The organism is Actinophytocola sp., assembly GCF_009379765.1.
GTDB lineage: Bacteria > Actinomycetota > Actinomycetes > Mycobacteriales > Pseudonocardiaceae > Actinophytocola.
In genome coordinates, this window is sequence record NZ_WHTD01000191.1 from 1 (window position 1) to 15207 (window position 15207).

At 71.4% G+C, this 15207-nt stretch carries 15 protein-coding genes and 1 pseudogene; 8 read left to right on the top strand and 8 right to left on the bottom strand.

The window, feature by feature from the left end:
• Positions 1 to 117: 117 nt before the first annotated feature.
• Positions 118 to 450: pseudogene (locus GEV28_RS37120) on the top strand (WbqC family protein); the annotation flags it as partial.
• Positions 451 to 699: 249 nt separating this feature from the next.
• Here GEV28_RS37120 and GEV28_RS37125 read toward each other — a convergent pair.
• On the bottom strand, positions 700 to 1620 hold the full coding sequence (locus GEV28_RS37125; protein WP_291418179.1) for a LysR family transcriptional regulator: 921 nt from the start codon (positions 1618 to 1620) through the stop codon (positions 700 to 702).
• Positions 1621 to 1970: 350 nt separating this feature from the next.
• Between GEV28_RS37125 and GEV28_RS37130 the strand changes: the two genes are divergently transcribed.
• Both GEV28_RS37130 and GEV28_RS37135 read left to right on the top strand, forming a co-directional pair.
• Positions 1971 to 2324: a DoxX family protein gene (locus tag GEV28_RS37130; RefSeq protein WP_291418181.1), complete on the top strand. Its 354-nt coding sequence runs from the start codon at positions 1971 to 1973 to the stop codon at positions 2322 to 2324.
• 213 nt (positions 2325 to 2537) lie between these two features.
• Positions 2538 to 3368: an SAM-dependent methyltransferase gene (locus tag GEV28_RS37135; protein ID WP_291418182.1), complete on the top strand. Its 831-nt coding sequence runs from the start codon at positions 2538 to 2540 to the stop codon at positions 3366 to 3368.
• A 16-nt stretch (positions 3369 to 3384) separates the two neighbouring features.
• Here the strand turns inward: GEV28_RS37135 and GEV28_RS37140 are convergent, their stop codons facing one another.
• From GEV28_RS37140 to GEV28_RS37160, 5 genes are all read right to left on the bottom strand, one after another.
• Positions 3385 to 3804, bottom strand: coding sequence for a cupin domain-containing protein (locus tag GEV28_RS37140; RefSeq protein ID WP_291418183.1), 420 nt, complete (start codon positions 3802 to 3804; stop codon positions 3385 to 3387).
• Positions 3805 to 3814: 10 nt separating this feature from the next.
• A complete protein-coding gene (locus GEV28_RS37145) occupies positions 3815 to 4090 on the bottom strand; it encodes a DUF4242 domain-containing protein (RefSeq protein ID WP_291418184.1) in 276 nt (91 codons plus the stop codon).
• Between the two features lie 180 nt (positions 4091 to 4270).
• Positions 4271 to 5818: an HD domain-containing phosphohydrolase gene (locus GEV28_RS37150; protein WP_291418186.1), complete on the bottom strand. Its 1548-nt coding sequence runs from the start codon at positions 5816 to 5818 to the stop codon at positions 4271 to 4273.
• Positions 5819 to 5921: 103 nt separating this feature from the next.
• Positions 5922 to 6347 (bottom strand): hypothetical protein, encoded by a 426-nt coding sequence (locus tag GEV28_RS37155; RefSeq protein WP_291418188.1) that lies wholly within the window; start codon positions 6345 to 6347, stop codon positions 5922 to 5924.
• Between the two features lie 116 nt (positions 6348 to 6463).
• Complete coding sequence (locus GEV28_RS37160; RefSeq protein WP_291418190.1) at positions 6464 to 6925, bottom strand: hypothetical protein; 462 nt, start codon at positions 6923 to 6925, stop codon at positions 6464 to 6466.
• Positions 6926 to 7013: 88 nt separating this feature from the next.
• Between GEV28_RS37160 and GEV28_RS37165 the strand changes: the two genes are divergently transcribed.
• Complete coding sequence (locus tag GEV28_RS37165) at positions 7014 to 7226, top strand: KTSC domain-containing protein (RefSeq protein ID WP_291418192.1); 213 nt, start codon at positions 7014 to 7016, stop codon at positions 7224 to 7226.
• Between the two features lie 80 nt (positions 7227 to 7306).
• Positions 7307 to 8524: an MFS transporter gene (locus GEV28_RS37170; protein WP_291418194.1), complete on the top strand. Its 1218-nt coding sequence runs from the start codon at positions 7307 to 7309 to the stop codon at positions 8522 to 8524.
• Positions 8525 to 8675: 151 nt separating this feature from the next.
• Here the strand turns inward: GEV28_RS37170 and GEV28_RS37175 are convergent, their stop codons facing one another.
• Positions 8676 to 9353, bottom strand: a complete 678-nt coding sequence (locus GEV28_RS37175) for a DedA family protein (RefSeq protein WP_291418196.1) — start codon at positions 9351 to 9353, stop codon at positions 8676 to 8678.
• 123 nt (positions 9354 to 9476) lie between these two features.
• The gene (lipA, locus tag GEV28_RS37180; RefSeq protein WP_291418198.1) at positions 9477 to 10481 is read right to left on the bottom strand and encodes a lipoyl synthase; all 1005 of its coding nucleotides are present in this window, start codon (positions 10479 to 10481) and stop codon (positions 9477 to 9479) included.
• Positions 10482 to 10563: 82 nt separating this feature from the next.
• On the opposite strand from lipA, the gene GEV28_RS37185 reads away from it, so the two are divergent.
• The 3 genes from GEV28_RS37185 (at position 10564) to GEV28_RS37195 (ending at position 15136) form a co-directional block, all read left to right on the top strand.
• Positions 10564 to 13119: a M14 family zinc carboxypeptidase gene (locus GEV28_RS37185; RefSeq protein ID WP_291418200.1), complete on the top strand. Its 2556-nt coding sequence runs from the start codon at positions 10564 to 10566 to the stop codon at positions 13117 to 13119.
• Between the two features lie 82 nt (positions 13120 to 13201).
• Complete coding sequence (locus tag GEV28_RS37190; RefSeq protein WP_291418201.1) at positions 13202 to 13651, top strand: NUDIX hydrolase; 450 nt, start codon at positions 13202 to 13204, stop codon at positions 13649 to 13651.
• Positions 13652 to 13723: 72 nt separating this feature from the next.
• Positions 13724 to 15136 (top strand): AAA family ATPase, encoded by a 1413-nt coding sequence (locus GEV28_RS37195; RefSeq protein ID WP_291418203.1) that lies wholly within the window; start codon positions 13724 to 13726, stop codon positions 15134 to 15136.
• Positions 15137 to 15207 lie beyond the last annotated feature (71 nt).

Below are 15207 nucleotides of genomic sequence, written 5' to 3' on the forward strand. Positions count from 1 at the left end.
TCAGCAACTCCGATTCTCCCAGGTCAAAGGGCACTTCTGCTGTCACGACACACTCCCGGTGACAATCCGCGCGGTGGATCCAGGCTGAGCCTGCCGGCGCATAAGCCGTTTGGCCGCTTGACGCGCATCAATGAGGTGCTGCTGCTGGAGCCAGACAAGAGCGCCCGGCGGGTGATGCAGCTCGTGCGGCAGTACTACAGCCGCGCGCCGCACTGGGACCAGGTGTACGACATCGTGCAGGAGGTGGCGGCCGCCATCGCGGTCAGCACCCGCGTGGCTGACGTCACCGAGGTCTCCACCCGCGTCCTGCTCGAACGTTTGGGCTGGTGCGGTCACGTCGTGCGCAGCAGCGCGCTCGCGGTCCGGTCCGACCGCTCGGCCCGGCTGGCCGATCTGACGCTGGCCGTTGGTGCCGACGTGTACCTGTGCGGCACGGGCGGGGCGAAGTACATGGACGAAGCACCGTTCACGCAGCACGGCTTGAAAGTCCGCTACGTCAGCCCGCCGGACGGCTCCCCTTGGCAAGCGGGCCGTAGGGTGAGCGCATTGCACTGGCTGGCGGGGATGGACCGAGCTTCACTGGATGTTGTATTCAGGCGGGACAACACGTGTATGCACCCGTCGCGAAAGGCCCTGGACCACCACTTAGCCCTGTTCAAATCACACACCGGTGGCGGTTGGCCTGGCCGTGACCGTTGGTCAGGTGCGGTTCTCGGGGCTTTGTGGTGGCCTGTTGTCCAGGCAGCAGCGGACGAAGTCGCAGATGACGGGGTTGGTGTCGGCGTCGGGCGGCCAGGCGACGCCGACCTGGCTGGGGCTGATCCCGGTGACGGGCCGGTAGGTGATGCCGGGGCGGGCGTAGTAGCGGGCGGCGGATTGGGGGGCGAGGGCGACGCCGTGGCCGTTGGCGATCGCGGTCAGCCAGTCGTCGGGCTGGCCGGTCTCGGTGACGGCTCCGATCCGGACCGGGTGGCCCTCCCGCTCGCCGGCGGCCAGCCACCAGTCGCGCCACCAGCCGGTTTCGGCCGGGGCGGCGACGAACGGCTCATCCCACAGGTCTCGGAAGGAGATGGGGTCGCGCCCGGCCAGCGGGTGGGTGGCGGGGAGCGCGACCCAGCGGGGCTCGGTGAACAGCACCTGGGTGCGCAGCGCCTCCTGGCCGGGGAAGGGCAGCCGCAGCAGGGCAGCATCGGTGTCGCCGCTGGCCAGCCCGGCGGTGGGGTCCAGCCAGGAGGAGGCCCGCATCTCCACCTGCCAGCCCGGCCGGTGGCGGGTGAACGCCGCGATGATCTGCTGGGTTGCCTCGTTGGCGGCGCCGGCCAGGAATCCGACCCGCAGTACGCGGGCCGCGCGGCTGGCGGCGCTCTTGGCCTCCCGCAGCGCCTGGTCGAACCCGGCCAGCACGGCAGGCACCCTCTCGGCCAGCGCCTGGCCTGCCGCGGTTGGCGTCATCCCGGCGCGGGACCGCGTGAACAGCCGCACTCCCAGCTGGCTCTCCAGCTGCTTGATCTGTTTGGTCAGCGCCGGCTGGGACACGAACAGCCGTTCCGCCGCGCGGGTGAGGTTTCCTTCGGCGGCGACGGCGGCGAAGTAGCGCAGCAGCCGGGTGTCAACATCCATGCCATCAGGTTATGGAAGCGTGTATTGGACGCGGGGCTGGCACCGGGCGATGCTTGATCTTGTGAGCGGGCAGACGCTCGCCAGGCCCGGAAATCAACGAGAAGATGACATGCCCGCCCTGATGATCCGCTGCCAGGTCACCGGCGACGGTGCCGTGGCGCTCGGGGAGGCACAGCGGCCATGAGCGGCCGGAAGGCGTGCAGCAGGCGCCTGCTCTGGGGTGACCGCGGGCAGGCTCGCGGCCCCGCACCAGCGGCAGCCGGCCGCACCGGGGACCCGCTGCCCGGCATCGAGGTCGCCCAGGAACTGCGGCCCGACCGGATGCCCTGGACTGGGCAAAGGAGCAAGAAGTGTTCGCGTCTTATGTGATCATTACCGCCATCACGATCCTGGCCAATGCTGGGGCCGCCGCGGCTGACCTCGCACGTGCCAGGTTCGTCCTCGCGAACATGGCCGAGGTGGGCGTGCCACGGTCCTGGCTGCCGCCGCTCGCGGTGCTCAAAGGCGCTGGAGCGGCCGGGCTCCTGCTCGGGCTACTGGGCATGCGGCCCCTCGGGATTGCCGCCGCGATCGGGCTCGTCCTGTTCTTCGTCGGAGCTCTCGCTGCCCACGTGCGCGCCCGCGTGTTCCACAACATCGCGTTCCCGGGAGCGTACGTCGCGCTGGCCATCGCATCCGCGGCCCTCGCGGTCGCCGCCCATTGACGGCCTCCCGGTCCGGGGAACGGGACCGCGCAGAACCGGCGCGGGTAACCACATGGCCCGCCGCCGGGCCCGGATCGCCGGCCAAACTCGAGACACGGGCGCGGCCGCGGGGTTTCGTACCCCGCCAGCTCCGGCCAGCGTGAGGCAGCGACGCGGACGTGCGTCCGATCCCGCTAGGCTTGCTCCCGAACACACCCAGACTGGGAGGCAGGCATGTCGGCGGACACCACCGGCTCAAACGCGCCCGTCGGGATCGATCCGACGCGGGCGAGCGTCGCGCGGGTCTACGACGCGCTCCTCGGCGGCAAAGACAACTACGAGATCGACCGTAAGGCCGCCAGCGAGATGAGGGCGGCGGTGCCGCACGTCGCCGACCTCGCTTTCGCGAACCGGAACTTCCTGATCCGGCTGTGCCGCTTCATGGCGAGCCAGACCGACATCACGCAGTACCTCGACTGCGGCTCGGGCCTGCCCACCGCGGAGAACACCCACCAGGTCGTCCAGCGGATCAACCCCGAGTCCAAGGTGGTCTACGTGGACAACGATCCCGTTGTCCTCGCCCACGGCCGTGCCCTGCTCGAGGAGGACGACCGGACCAAGCTCGTCGACGCCGACATCTACGAGCCGCGCAGCGTCCTCGAGCACCCGGTCGTCGTCAACCATCTCGACTGGTCCCAGCCGATTGCGTTGTTCCAGCTGGCCACGCTGCACAGTTACACCGGCCCGCGGCACCGGCCGGCGGAGATCATGCGCGAGTACATCGACGCGCTGCCGTCCGGCTCCTACGTCGCGATCTCCCACGTGTTCGACGCGGAGGACGACAACACCCCGGCGGTGCGGGCGCTCGTGGAGGCCGCGTCGAAGGGCACGCTGGGCCGCGGCTCCTCGCGCACCCGCAAGGAGATCGAGGAGTTGTTCAACGGCGTCGAGCTGGTCGAGCCGGGCGTCGTCCTGGCGGAGGACTGGTGGTCGGACGGCCCCCGCCTCAAGCCGCCCAACATCGGGCAGCAGCTCGTCGCTGGCGGCGTCGGCCGCAAGCCCTGAGCTGGTCCACAGTGTACTAACGGATGACGTCTGCGCGGCCCCGTGCCGCCGAGTGCAGTGGAGTCAGCTCCGCATGGTGGGACCGGCCGCGTGCGTAGTCCGCGCCGCCGCCCCAGTCGAGCATCACGCACGGCTCGTCACCCAGGACCCAGCCGTCGTGCCCGGCCGGCACCGCGACCACGTCGCCGGGGCCGGCGACCGCCTCGGTGCCGTCGTCCATCCGAACCGCGAGCCGTCCGCGCAGCAGGTAGCCCACATGGGTGACGCGGCACGATTCGGTGCCGGCCACCAGTTTGACGTGCTCGGACCATTTCCAGCCGGGCTCGAACGTCGCGAGGCCGACCGAATGACCGTCGACCTCGACGACGTCCAGGTGCCCGTGCTCGAACGCCCGGACCTCGTCGGGATCCTCGAAGCGCTTGGCCGCCAGTGGCATGGCGAGTTCCTCACTCCTCGCCGGTGACCGGGTCGATGATCCCCGAGACCTGGGTGATCTCGTCGCACGGGAATCCGCCCATCTTGGCGTGCTCGCGGATCTTGTCCTCGTTCTCGGCGTTGTAGACGCAGAACAGCGTGTTGCCGGTGACGTAGGACTGCACCCACTGCACACCCTCGCCGATCTGGGCGAGCACCGCGTTGGACTTCGCGGACAGGTCGTGCAGCTGGCGGGGGCTGAGTTGGCCGGCCCCGGGCACCTCACGTCTGATCAGGTACTTCGGCATGGCTCCTCCTTCGTTGCCCCCGGGGCGGCCCGATGATCGCCGTACGACGGGGTCGACGCCCACAGTGCTACCCGCGCGGGGCGGCGTCATGAGGCGAACGCCTCATGACCTGGATGCGTGGCCGGTGAGAAGCCGGCTCGGCCCGAACCCGATGGACCGGTGGACGTGGCCCGGTCGAGGTCAGGCCAGGCCGTGCTCCATCGCGAACAAGGTGGCTGCCGCCCGGGTGTTGACGCCGGCCTTGGTGTAGATGTGCTCGATGTGGTTGCCGGCGGTCTTGGGGGAGATGCCCAGGGTTCGGCCGATCTGCCGGTTCGTGTGCCCTTTGGCGAGCAGTGCGAGCACCTCGACCTCGCGTGCGGTCAGTCCGGCCGTCCAGGTGGGTGGCCGGCTCGGACGTTGCCCGGCGGTGGTCAGTACCGCGCTCACCGCGGTCGGGTCGAGCCGTCCCGCGGCTGCCTCGCCGCGCAGGTTCTCGGCGGCGGTGGTCGGTCGGGTTGCCGGTCGGTGCGGCCGGTCCTCGATGCTGGTCTGGTAACACTCGGCCGCCGCCAGGATGCGGGCGAGAGTCGGCAGTTCCGCGGCCGAGCGGCCGCGGTGGTAGCCGGACCCGTCGAGTCGTTCGTGGGCCGCGCCGGCGATGGCCCCGATGGCAGCCAAGGGCTGCGGCCTGGCCAGCATCCGCTCGGTGTAGTACGAGTGCAGCCGGATGCGCTCCAGCTCCACCACCGTCAGCGGCGCGGTCTTGTCCCAGATCGTGTTCGGGACCCCGATCCGGCCGAGGTCGTGCAGCAGGCCCGCCCGCCGTACCAGCCGCACGTCGTCCTCGCCCAGGCCGAGGTGCTTCGCGGAGGCCGCGGCGAGTTGGGCCACCGCGCCGCAGTGGCCGGTGAAGTATGGCGACTTCAGATCGACCCAGTCGGCCACTGCCTCGAGGGCGTTGTCGAGTTCGTCCTCGGTGAGCTGATGAGCCAGCCCAGGCTCGGCGGCGACCACGTCGTCCCAGTTGGTGTCGGGGTCGTCGGTGACCTCCGCGAACAGGTCCTCGGCCCGTGCGCAGAACACATCGACGAGACTCGGGTCGAACTGGGTGCCGCGCCGTCGACGGACCACCGCCATGGCCGCCGGAACACCGCCACGTCCGTGGTGCACATCGGCCACGTCGGCGATCTGCCACAGCCGAATGGTCATCGCGAGGTCTTCGCCGCGGAGCTTCTTCGGCAGGCCCTGGCCGTCCCAGCGGGCGAACACCTGGCGCAGCGCGACGCAGACATCCTCGGGCAGGGCGAGCCGGCGAGCCACCTGCTCGGTCACCTGGCAGTGCGCGCGCAGTGAGTTCTGCACGGCCCTTGCCCCGGTGGCGACGAGCTGGGCACCGCGGCTCACTCGACGTACCGCCGGTTCGTCTGGTGCGACTCGTCGCAGAAGGTAGCCGAGGAACGGCAGCGGGCGCATGTCGACGTCGTACACGCCGGCGCGGTAGTCGATGTCGTCGCCGAACCAGGCGGCCGCGTCGTGCGAGTCGGCGATGCAGCCGAGCCAGCCCATCAGGGTGACGTGGAACAGGTGCTTGCGCTGGTCGTCAGGGAGCCCGACGACCGCGCCGAGCCGTTGGGCGAGGAGGCAGGAGCGCGCGACATGCCCCATCGGCTGGCCGATGCCCAGATCGACGGCCAGCGACATGGCGCCCAGGACTTCCACGAGCCGTACCCCGCTCCGCGGCGTCATCTACATGATCATATGCGGGTCGGCAAGGATGTCATACACCGTCAGCTCGAGTCCAAGAACCTGTCGATTACCCGTCAGGGCAGCAGGAGCCCTCGTCGGGCGGTCACGGCTCGCAGTCCGGCATCGGTGCGGACGGGTCGGTGGGGTTCCACGCCTCGAGCTGGTCGGCGCAGTCGTTCAGCTGCTCGGTGTCCTGGTTGAGCTGGTCCTGGATCCGGTCGAGCTCCTCGGCCCACTGCTTCTGGATGGCCAGCGTGCCGACGATCGCGATGCCGGCGAGCACGAGCCCGAAGCCGGCGAGCCACGGCTTGGTGCCGAAGAGGGCGATGAACGCGATCACCAGACCGGCCACGCCCATGAGCGCGCCGACGTTGTTGAGGATCGGGACGGGGATGAGGACGGTGCCGGCGAGCCCGAGGGCGAACCCGACCCAGGCGAGCGCCACGTGCCGCGGTGGTCGGGTGGGCGCGGGGTAGGGCGGCGGGTAGCCCTGCTGCGGGAAGTCCTGCTGCGACTGCGGGTGGTTCATGGTTACGGTGTCGCACCGTCGTCGGGGTCCGTATCGCGGGCTTCGGGAAGGTCCATTTCTGATGCGGGTCTGATCAGAGCCGTGGGCCCGGGGTGCGGAGGGCGGTGGCCGCGGCGTCAGGCGCCGGTGAACGTGATCTGGTCGGCGGGGACCCAGGTCATCTCGTTGTTCGTGTCCTTGCGGAACAGGACCCGGCCGTTCGGGCTCACGGCGATTGCCTGGCCCTTGTGGTCGGCCTGGTTCGTGGCGTTGTTGGTCAGTGTCGCGGTGACCGGGGAGGGCAGGGGGACCACCGTCGCGGCGCTGGTGCGGGCCGTGGCCAGGGAGCGGGCGAGCAGGTCGACCGCGTGGATGACGACCACCGCCGCGATGACGACCACCAGGATGACCAGGCGCTGGTCCTGGTCGAAGCCCGCCCAGTCGGTCGACTCGGGGCCGGACGCGGTTGCTCGGGCGCCGGCGCCGCTCAATGCCGTCACCACACCGAGGCCGCCGGCCAGCATGCTCGTCACGCGGGTCAGGTTCAGCGTGCTCGACGTGATCGCGCCGCCCTGGCCCGGTGGGTTGAGAATCGGCATGACGCGACCCCTTCGTGTTGGCTGATGCCGTGATGATCGGCTTCCGGTGACCGACCGTTACGGGGTGGTCGCGGGGACAATGGGGCGCGTGCACCGGCAACCGATCGAATCCAGTGTTCTCGCCGAGGTCGGCTACGACCAGCAGCGCCGTCTGCTCGAGGTGAAGCTCGTGGGCGGCGCCGTGTACCAGTACCTCGACGTTCCGGCCCGCGAGTTCATGGCGCTGCTCGCCGCGGACAGCTCCGGCCGGCACTACAACACCAAGATCAAGCCGAACTACGAGTACCGCCAGGTTTCATAAGTTTCTCGCCACCTGTTAACGGATGACGCACCGGGACCGATTGGTCACGTAGGGTAGTCACCCGCACAGGGGGCGCACATATGCGGATCGCACTGGCGCCGGCCACCGCCCACCGGCGGGGGATGGGGTTGCTCGTCTCGGCGGTGTCGGTCTCCAACCTCGCCGACGGGATCGGCAAGACCGCGTTCCCCTTGCTCGTCGCCAGCATGACGCGGGACCCGCTCGTCATCGGGGCGCTCTCGGCGGTCGCCTTCCTGCCATGGCTGCTCTTCTCCATCGCCACCGGGGTCCTGCTGGACAAGGTCGACCGCAGGAAGGCGCTCGTCATCGCCAACATCGCGCGCGCCGTCGTGATCGGTGGGCTCGCGCTCCTGGTCGCGGGCGGTGTGGCCGCGGTCTGGGTCGTGTTCGTCGCGGCGCTGCTGGTCGGGACCGCGGAGACCGTCGCGGACAGCGCGAGCAACGTGCTCATCCCGAGCGTCGCCGGGCGCGAGCGGCTGGACAAGGCCAACGGGCAGGTGCAGGCCGCCGAGGTCGTCGGTCAGGCGTTCCTCGGGCCGATGGCCGGCTCGCTCACCTTCGCGGTGTTCGCGGCGTTCCCGTTCCTGCTCAACTCGGTCGGGTTCGTGGTCGCGGCGGTCCTGCTCGCGGGCATCGCGGGCGCACACCGGCCGGTCCGCCTGCCGGGACCCCGGCAGCGGACCAACCCGGCCGGCTGGCTGCGGGCGAGCCCACTGATCCTGCGCCTCATGATGATCGCCGCCGCGATGAGCCTCTCCTCCGAGCTCGCCGTCAACCAGCTCGTCCTCTACGTCCTGGACGACCTCGGCCTCACCGAGAGCATGTTCGGCGTCTTCGCGGCCGCCTCGGGGCTCGGTGGGCTCGTCGGCGCCGCCATCGCGCCGCGGCTGCTGAACAAGGTCCCCAGGCGGACCGTGCTGACCGCGGGCATCGGCGTCTGCGGCGCCAGCTTCGTGGGCATGGGCCTCATCGGTCACGCCGCGATCGGCGCCACCCTGTTCGGGACCTTCGCGCTGGCGATCGTCGCGGTGAACGTCGTCATCGCGACCGCCCGCCACGTCGCCGTGCCGGACGGCTTGCTCGGCCGCGTGCTCGGCGTCTGGCGCACGGTCGTGTGGGGCGCGATCCCCGTCGGTGCGCTGCTCGGCGGCGTGCTCACCCACCTGCTCGGCAGCCCGAGCGCGACCTTCCTGGTCTCGGGCGTCCTGCTGCTGGGCGTGTGCGGCCTCGCCGTCGGTGCCCTGCGGCGGTTCGGCAGTGAGCTAGGGCACGCCTGACGGACCCCGGCCGCGCGATTCGCGCCCAGGCGGCCCCCGGCCGCGTTGTCGGAAAGGCCAAGTACAACCCGGTACGAGGCCTCTCCTCCGCCTTGCCGGAACCACCTGGATCACGAATCGCATCGACCGTGGTCCGACAGACGCGCCCTAGCTAGGAGGCGGGCTCCAACGTCGGGTCGGTGTCCCCGGGCTGCGCCGGCGGTGCCTCCTGGGCCTTGCGCGCCTTGCGCCGCTTGCGCACGAACATCGTCACGACCAGCACCAGCAGCAGGCCGCCGATCACGAACGCGCCGCCCGTGGTGATGATGCCCTCGATGCGCTTGGCGGCCTCACCGAGCGCCGCGCCGATCGCGATGTGCATGGCCGACCAACACGCCGCGCCCGCGACCACGGCGGGCAGGAACTTGCGGTACGGCAGCCCGGACGTGCCGGCCGCGGCCGGCGTCAGCGTGCGCACCACCGGTAGGAACCGGGCGAAGAACACCGCCCACGCCCCCCGCCTGCGCAGGATGCCGGTGGCCTTGTCCCACCCCTCGGTGCCGTACTTCTGGATGATCTTCGTCTCGCGCAGCGCCGGTCCGAACCGCCGCCCGATGTAGTACCCGATCGAGTCACCCAGGCCGGCGCAGACGGTGACCACCGCCCACAGGAGGAGGAACCGCTGCACCGAGTCGACCGTGGTGGCCGCGATCAGCAGGCCACCCTCGCCCGGCGCGATGAACCCCAGGCCGATCGTGCACTCGGCGAACACGAGCGCGCCGGTGGCCCCGACCAGTGCCGGCTGCGGCAAGGCCTGCAGCCACTCCAGTACATCGGTCAGCAACGCCACGCTCGGCTCCCCTCATCCACGACCGCCCCCTGCGGTCGCACCGCGACAGTCTCGCAGTTGGACAGAGCGTGGCACATCAGGGTTCCACCCGGATCCGTCCTCGGTCGGACCTCGGGGTCCTCCTCAGTGCCGACTCAGCAGCGCACTGATCTCCTGGCTCGCCGGTCCGGCCTCGGCCAGGTGCCGCAGCGCATCCGGAACGTGCTCGCCGCGGTGCGCGATGGCCTGCGCGTAGAGCCGACCGGCCCGGTAGGACGAGCGCACCAGCGGCCCGGCCATCACGCCGGCGAACCCGATCCGCTCGGCGGTCTGCTTGTGGGTGAGGAACTCCTCGGGCTTGACCCACCGGTCGATCGGGTGGTGGCGCAGCGACGGCCGCAGGTACTGGGTGATCGTGATGAGGTCGCAGCCGGCGTCGTGCAGGTCCCGCAGCGCGGCCGACACCTCCTCGGGCGTCTCGCCCATGCCCAGGATCAGGTTGGACTTGGTGACCAGGCCGAACTCTCGCGCGCGAGTGATGACCTCGAGCGAGCGGTCGTAGCGGAACGCCGGGCGGATGCTCTTGAAGATCCGCGGCACGGTCTCCAGGTTGTGTGCCAGCACCTCGGGCCGCGCGCCGAACACCTCGGCGAGCTGGTCGGGGTCGGCGTTGAAGTCGGGGATGAGCAGCTCGACGCCGGTGCCCGGGTTGAGCGTGTGGATCTGCCGGACGGTCTCGGCGTAGAGCCAGGCGCCGCCGTCGGCCAGGTCGTCCCGGGCCACGCCGGTGACCGTGGCGTACCGCAGGCCCATCGCCTGGACGGACTCGGCGACCTTGCGCGGCTCCTCCCGGTCGAGCGCGGCGGGCTTGCCGGTGTCGATCTGGCAGAAGTCACACCGCCGGGTGCACTGCTCGCCACCGATGAGGAAGGTGGCCTCGCGGTCCTCCCAGCACTCGTAGATGTTGGGGCAGCCGGCCTCCTCGCAGACCGTGTGCAGGCCCTCCCGCCGCACCAGGCCCTTGAGCTCGCGGTACTCGGGGCCCATCTTGGCGCGGGTCTTGATCCACGACGGCTTCTTCTCGATCGGGGTCTGGCTGTTGCGCACCTCGAGACGCAGCAGCTTCCGCCCTTCCGGCGCAATGGTCACCTCAACAGATTACGCCGCCCTTGACGGGACTGATCCACGCCCGATATGCACGTCCTGCCCTGCTATGAGTGGAGGACTCCCCGTGCTCACCCGCGCCCGAAGACACCGCATCCTCACCGTGCTGACCGCCACAGCGGTCGCCGTGACCTCGCTCACGGGACTGGCCGTCGCCGCCCCCGCCGACCAGCCGAGTCCCCGCGAGGAGGCGCCCGCCAACGGCGCCGACCGCAACGAGACCGCCGCCGCCGACCCCACCGCCGCCCAGGCCCGGGTGGCCGTCGCCACCGGCGAGAACAAGGTCGGGACTCGGCAGGGCTACCCGAGGCAGACCGAGCTGCGCGTCTATCCCGAGGACCCGTCGGACAAGACGATCAAGCTCGGCCTCACCCCGTACCACGCGATCGCGCCCGCGCTGAACGAGCTGCAGGACCGCAGCGACCGCGTCTCGGTCGAGATCGCCGGCCGGTCCGGGCTCGGCCGCGACCTGTACCGGGTGACGCTGACCGCGCCGGAGCGCGCCTCGCAGACCCGCCAGCAGGACGCGTGGCGCGAGCTGATCGAGGACGACCCGGCGCGCGCCGCCCGGGACAAGAAGCTCGAGCGCGACTACAAGGTGCCGGTCTGGATCAACAACAACATCCACGGCAACGAGTGGGAGGGCACCGACGCGGCGCTGCGCCAGATCTCCTACCTCGCCACCACCCGCGACGCCGCCGCGCGGCGGCTGCTGGAGCACAGCCGGATCGTCTTCAACGTCACCGCGAACCCCGACGGCCGGGTGGCCGGCACCCGCGCCAACGCCAACGGGTTCGACATGAACCGCGACTTCGCCACCTCCTCGCAGCCGGAGAACCGGGCGATGCGGGACATGATGATCGACACCCAGCCGGTGATCTCGCTGGACGAGCACGGCTACTCCGAGGGCACGTTGATCGAGCCGACCGGGCCGCCGCACGGCCAGAACTACGACTTCGACCTCTACATCAGGCACGGCCTGGCCAACGGCCTGCGGATGGAGAAGGCCGTGCAGGCGCTGGGCTACCCGGAGGCGCAGGACGTGGTCGTGCCGTTCCGCGACCTGCCGCCGGGCGAGTGGGACGGCTGGCCGCCGATCTTCACCGCGCAGTACGCGATGTACCACGGCGCGGTGTCCTACACGGTCGAGATCCCCTTGCAGGTCAACAACAACGCCTACGACACGCTGCCGGTGGAGGAGCTGCGCAGGCGCGCGGCGATCAACACCGACGTGTCCGAGGCGACGGTGAGGACCACGCTGGACTACACGGCCGAGCACCGGGTCGAGCTGGTGGACAACCAGATCGAGATCTTCCGGCGCGGCGCCGCTGGTGAGCGGCAGCGGTTCATCCCGGACGGGTTCGTGCCCGGCTTCGGGCCCGAGGACCGGTTCACCACCGAGTTCCCGCGCGCGTACGTGATCCCGGCCGGCGGGGCGCAGCGGTCGGCGACGGCCGCGGCCCGGCTGGTCGACCACCTGGTGGCGCACGACGTGCGGGTGCGGCAGGCCACGCGTGGGTTCTCCCTCGGCGGGCGCACCTACCCGTCCGGCTCGTACCTGGTCGACATGCACCAGCCCAAGCGTGGCCTGGCCAACGTGATGCTGGAGGCCGGCAAGGACCTGTCGGCCGACGCGCCGCAGATGTACGACATCGCCGGGTGGAGCCACCGGCTGCTGTGGGGCGCGTCGGTGGACATCGTGCGCAAGGGTGACGTGCGGGTGCCGAGCAGGCCGGTGGTGGTCGCGTCGCCGACCGGCGGGGTCGACGCCGCGCCGGGCCGCGACCTCGCGCTGCGCGTGGTCGACGGAAAGGACGCGAGCGCGGTCAACGACCTGCTGGGCCGGGGCATCGAGCTGCGCCGCCGGTCCGACGGCACGGTGGTGGTGCCGGCGTCGGCCCAGGTGGCCGCCCGCGAGGTCGCCGACCGCTACGGCGTCCGGTTCGCGCTCGCGCCCACCGGTGAGCCGGGTGCGGTGCTGACCCGGCTGACGGTGGCCGCCGCGGTGGCGCCCGACGAGCTGTTCGCGTTGCGGGACATGGGCTTCGACGTGCGCCCGGTGTCCACGGCGATCCTCGACGGCGGCTACGACCTGTCGCGGGTGGACGTTCTGGTGGTGTCCTCGGGCCTGCGGTTCGACCAGCTGGAGCCGGCCGCCCGCGCCGAGGTCGAGGAGCTGCTCGCCCGTGGCGGCGTGGTCACCCGCGGCTCGACGGGCTCGCGGTTCAACGCCGACGCCGGGCTGCTCCAGGTGACCGCGGTACCCGGCCGGGGCGACGCGAACGGCGTGGTCACCGTGTCGAATGTCGACGCGGACGTGCTGGCCGGCTCGACGTCGACGTCGTTCGTGTACTCGCCGCAGTGGTTCACCGGCCTCGGCGACGGGGTCACCGCGGAGCAGCGGTACGCGACCGGCAACCCGCTGGTGGCCGGCCACTGGCTGCCGAACGAGGACGGCACCGGCGGGCCGGACTCGGCCTCCGGGCAGGCGGCCGTCGTGTCCGGTGTGGACGAACGCGGCGCGCGGGTGCTGATGTTCGGCACCGAGCCGATGTTCCGCGCGCACCCGAAGGGGCTGTACGCGCAGGTGGCCAACGGCATCTACTGGAGCGCCACGAGGTAGCCCCCGCTGGATAGGCTGGGACGGCGCCCTCCCGATCGCGATGGGAGGGCGCCGTTCGCCTGCGGAACGGGGGGAGGTTCGGGTGGGCGCTGTGGCGGGCTGCGCGGCCGGCGCGCTGTTCTTCGACGACGAGGGCCGGGTGCTGGTGGTCGAGCCGACGTACAAGCCGCGGTGGGAGATCCCCGGCGGGATGGTCGAGCCGGGCGAGACCCCGCACGAGGGCTGCGTCCGCGAGGTCGCCGAGGAGCTGGGCCTGAGCGTCGCGGTGGGCCGGCTGCTCGTCGTCGACTGGGCGCCGCATCCCGACCACGGCGACAAGGTGCTGTTCGTCTTCGACGGCGGGCCGCTCCGCGCCGCCGCGGTGGCGGCGATCCGGCTGCCGGCCGACGAGCTCGCGGCGTACGCGTTCGTGGCCGGCGACGAGGTCGGCGAATGGCTGCCGCCGCGGCTGACCCGGCGGGTCACCGAGGCGTTGCGGGCCCGCGCGGACGGCATCACCCGCTACCTCGAGAACGGCGTCCCGGCGCCCTGAGCCGGGACCCCTCCCGAGCGGCGTGCCGTAGATCTGTCCGTACGGAAATCCCAGGGGCGCCACGGAGGACTCGTGCGGCAGGCAACCAGGCTGGAGCTACACCAGATGACGATCGACGCCGCGCGGGCGGTGTTGCACCAGCAGAACATCGGGCATCTCGTCGAGACGGCGACGCGGCGGGCGGTCGGCGAGCGGTTCGCCGACAAGTCGGTCGCGGCCGCCGCGCTCGCGCCGCTCACGGCCGACATCCAGCGGCTCGCCGAGGACGAGGCCCGGGTCACCGCCACCGCGGCCGCCACGGCCGTCGTCGAGGAGGCGCAGGACACCGTCGAGAAGGTCCGGGACGAGGTCGCGGGGCTCGCGGACAAGGCACGGGAGGAGGTCGCGGGCCTGGCGAGCGAGGCGGCCGACCAGACCCGCGAGGCGGTGGCCGAGGCCAGGGAGACCGTGCTGACCGTCGCGCGCGAGGCGACCACGCAGGCGCGGGACACGGCCGACAAGGCCCAGGCGGAGGTGCTCGCGGCAGCCCACGACGCGGCCGAGCGGGCCAGGGACGCCGCCGACTGGGCGCGGGGCGAGATCGCCGTCCTCACCCGGGACGCGACCCGCAAGACCAGGGAGTCCCTCGACTCGGCGCGCGCCACGGTGGCCGACATCGCCCGCGAGGCGGCGGAGAAGGCCTGCGCGAGCTTCGTCCCGTCGCCGATCGAGGTGACCCTGCCGAACGGGCGGGTGAACCGGGTCGTCGGCCACAAGCACGAGGTCCTGCCCGAGCTGATCCTCGCTCTCGGCGCGCGCTGCCACGTGCTGCTCGTCGGCCCGGCCGGCACCGGCAAGTCCACGCTCGCGACCCAGGCCGCCGAAGGGCTCGGCCTGGCGCTGCAGGCCATCTCGCTCGGCCCGACGACGCCGATGAGCAAGGTGTTCGGCTACTTCGACGCGCACGGCACCTACCACGACACACCGTTCCGCCGCGCCTTCTCCCGCGGCGGCGTGATGTTGTTCGACGAGCTCGACAACGGCCACCCCGGCCTGCTCGCCGAGCTCAACCAGGCGCTGGCGCTGGGTGTCTGCGCGTTCGCGGACGGCATGGTCAAGGCGCACGCCGACTTCCGGGTCGTCGCGACCGGCAACACCTACGGCACCGGTGGCGACCGCCAGTACGTCGGCCGGCAGACGCTCGACGCGGCCACCCTCGACCGGTTCGTCACCATCGACGTGCCGGTCGACGAGAAGCTCGAGGAGCGCGTCGCGCTGGCGCACGCGCCGGCGAAGAAGCGGCTCGTGCGTGAGCTGCTGAACGAGGTGCGCAGGCTGCGCAGGGTCGCGGGCGACAAGCGCCTGCCGGTGATGTTCTCCCCGCGGGTCAGCATCGACGGCGCCAAGCTGCTGGCCGCGGGCGCGACGATCGAGCAGGTCCTGCGGTGGCGGGTGATCCGCGGCCTGTCCGACGCGCACCGCGCGGCGCTCGGTCTCACGTCATGAGCGAGCGTGCGAGCGAGTCAGTGTCACAGGGCGACCGTGAGCGGCTCGACCGAGCCTGCGAGGGGGAGTCA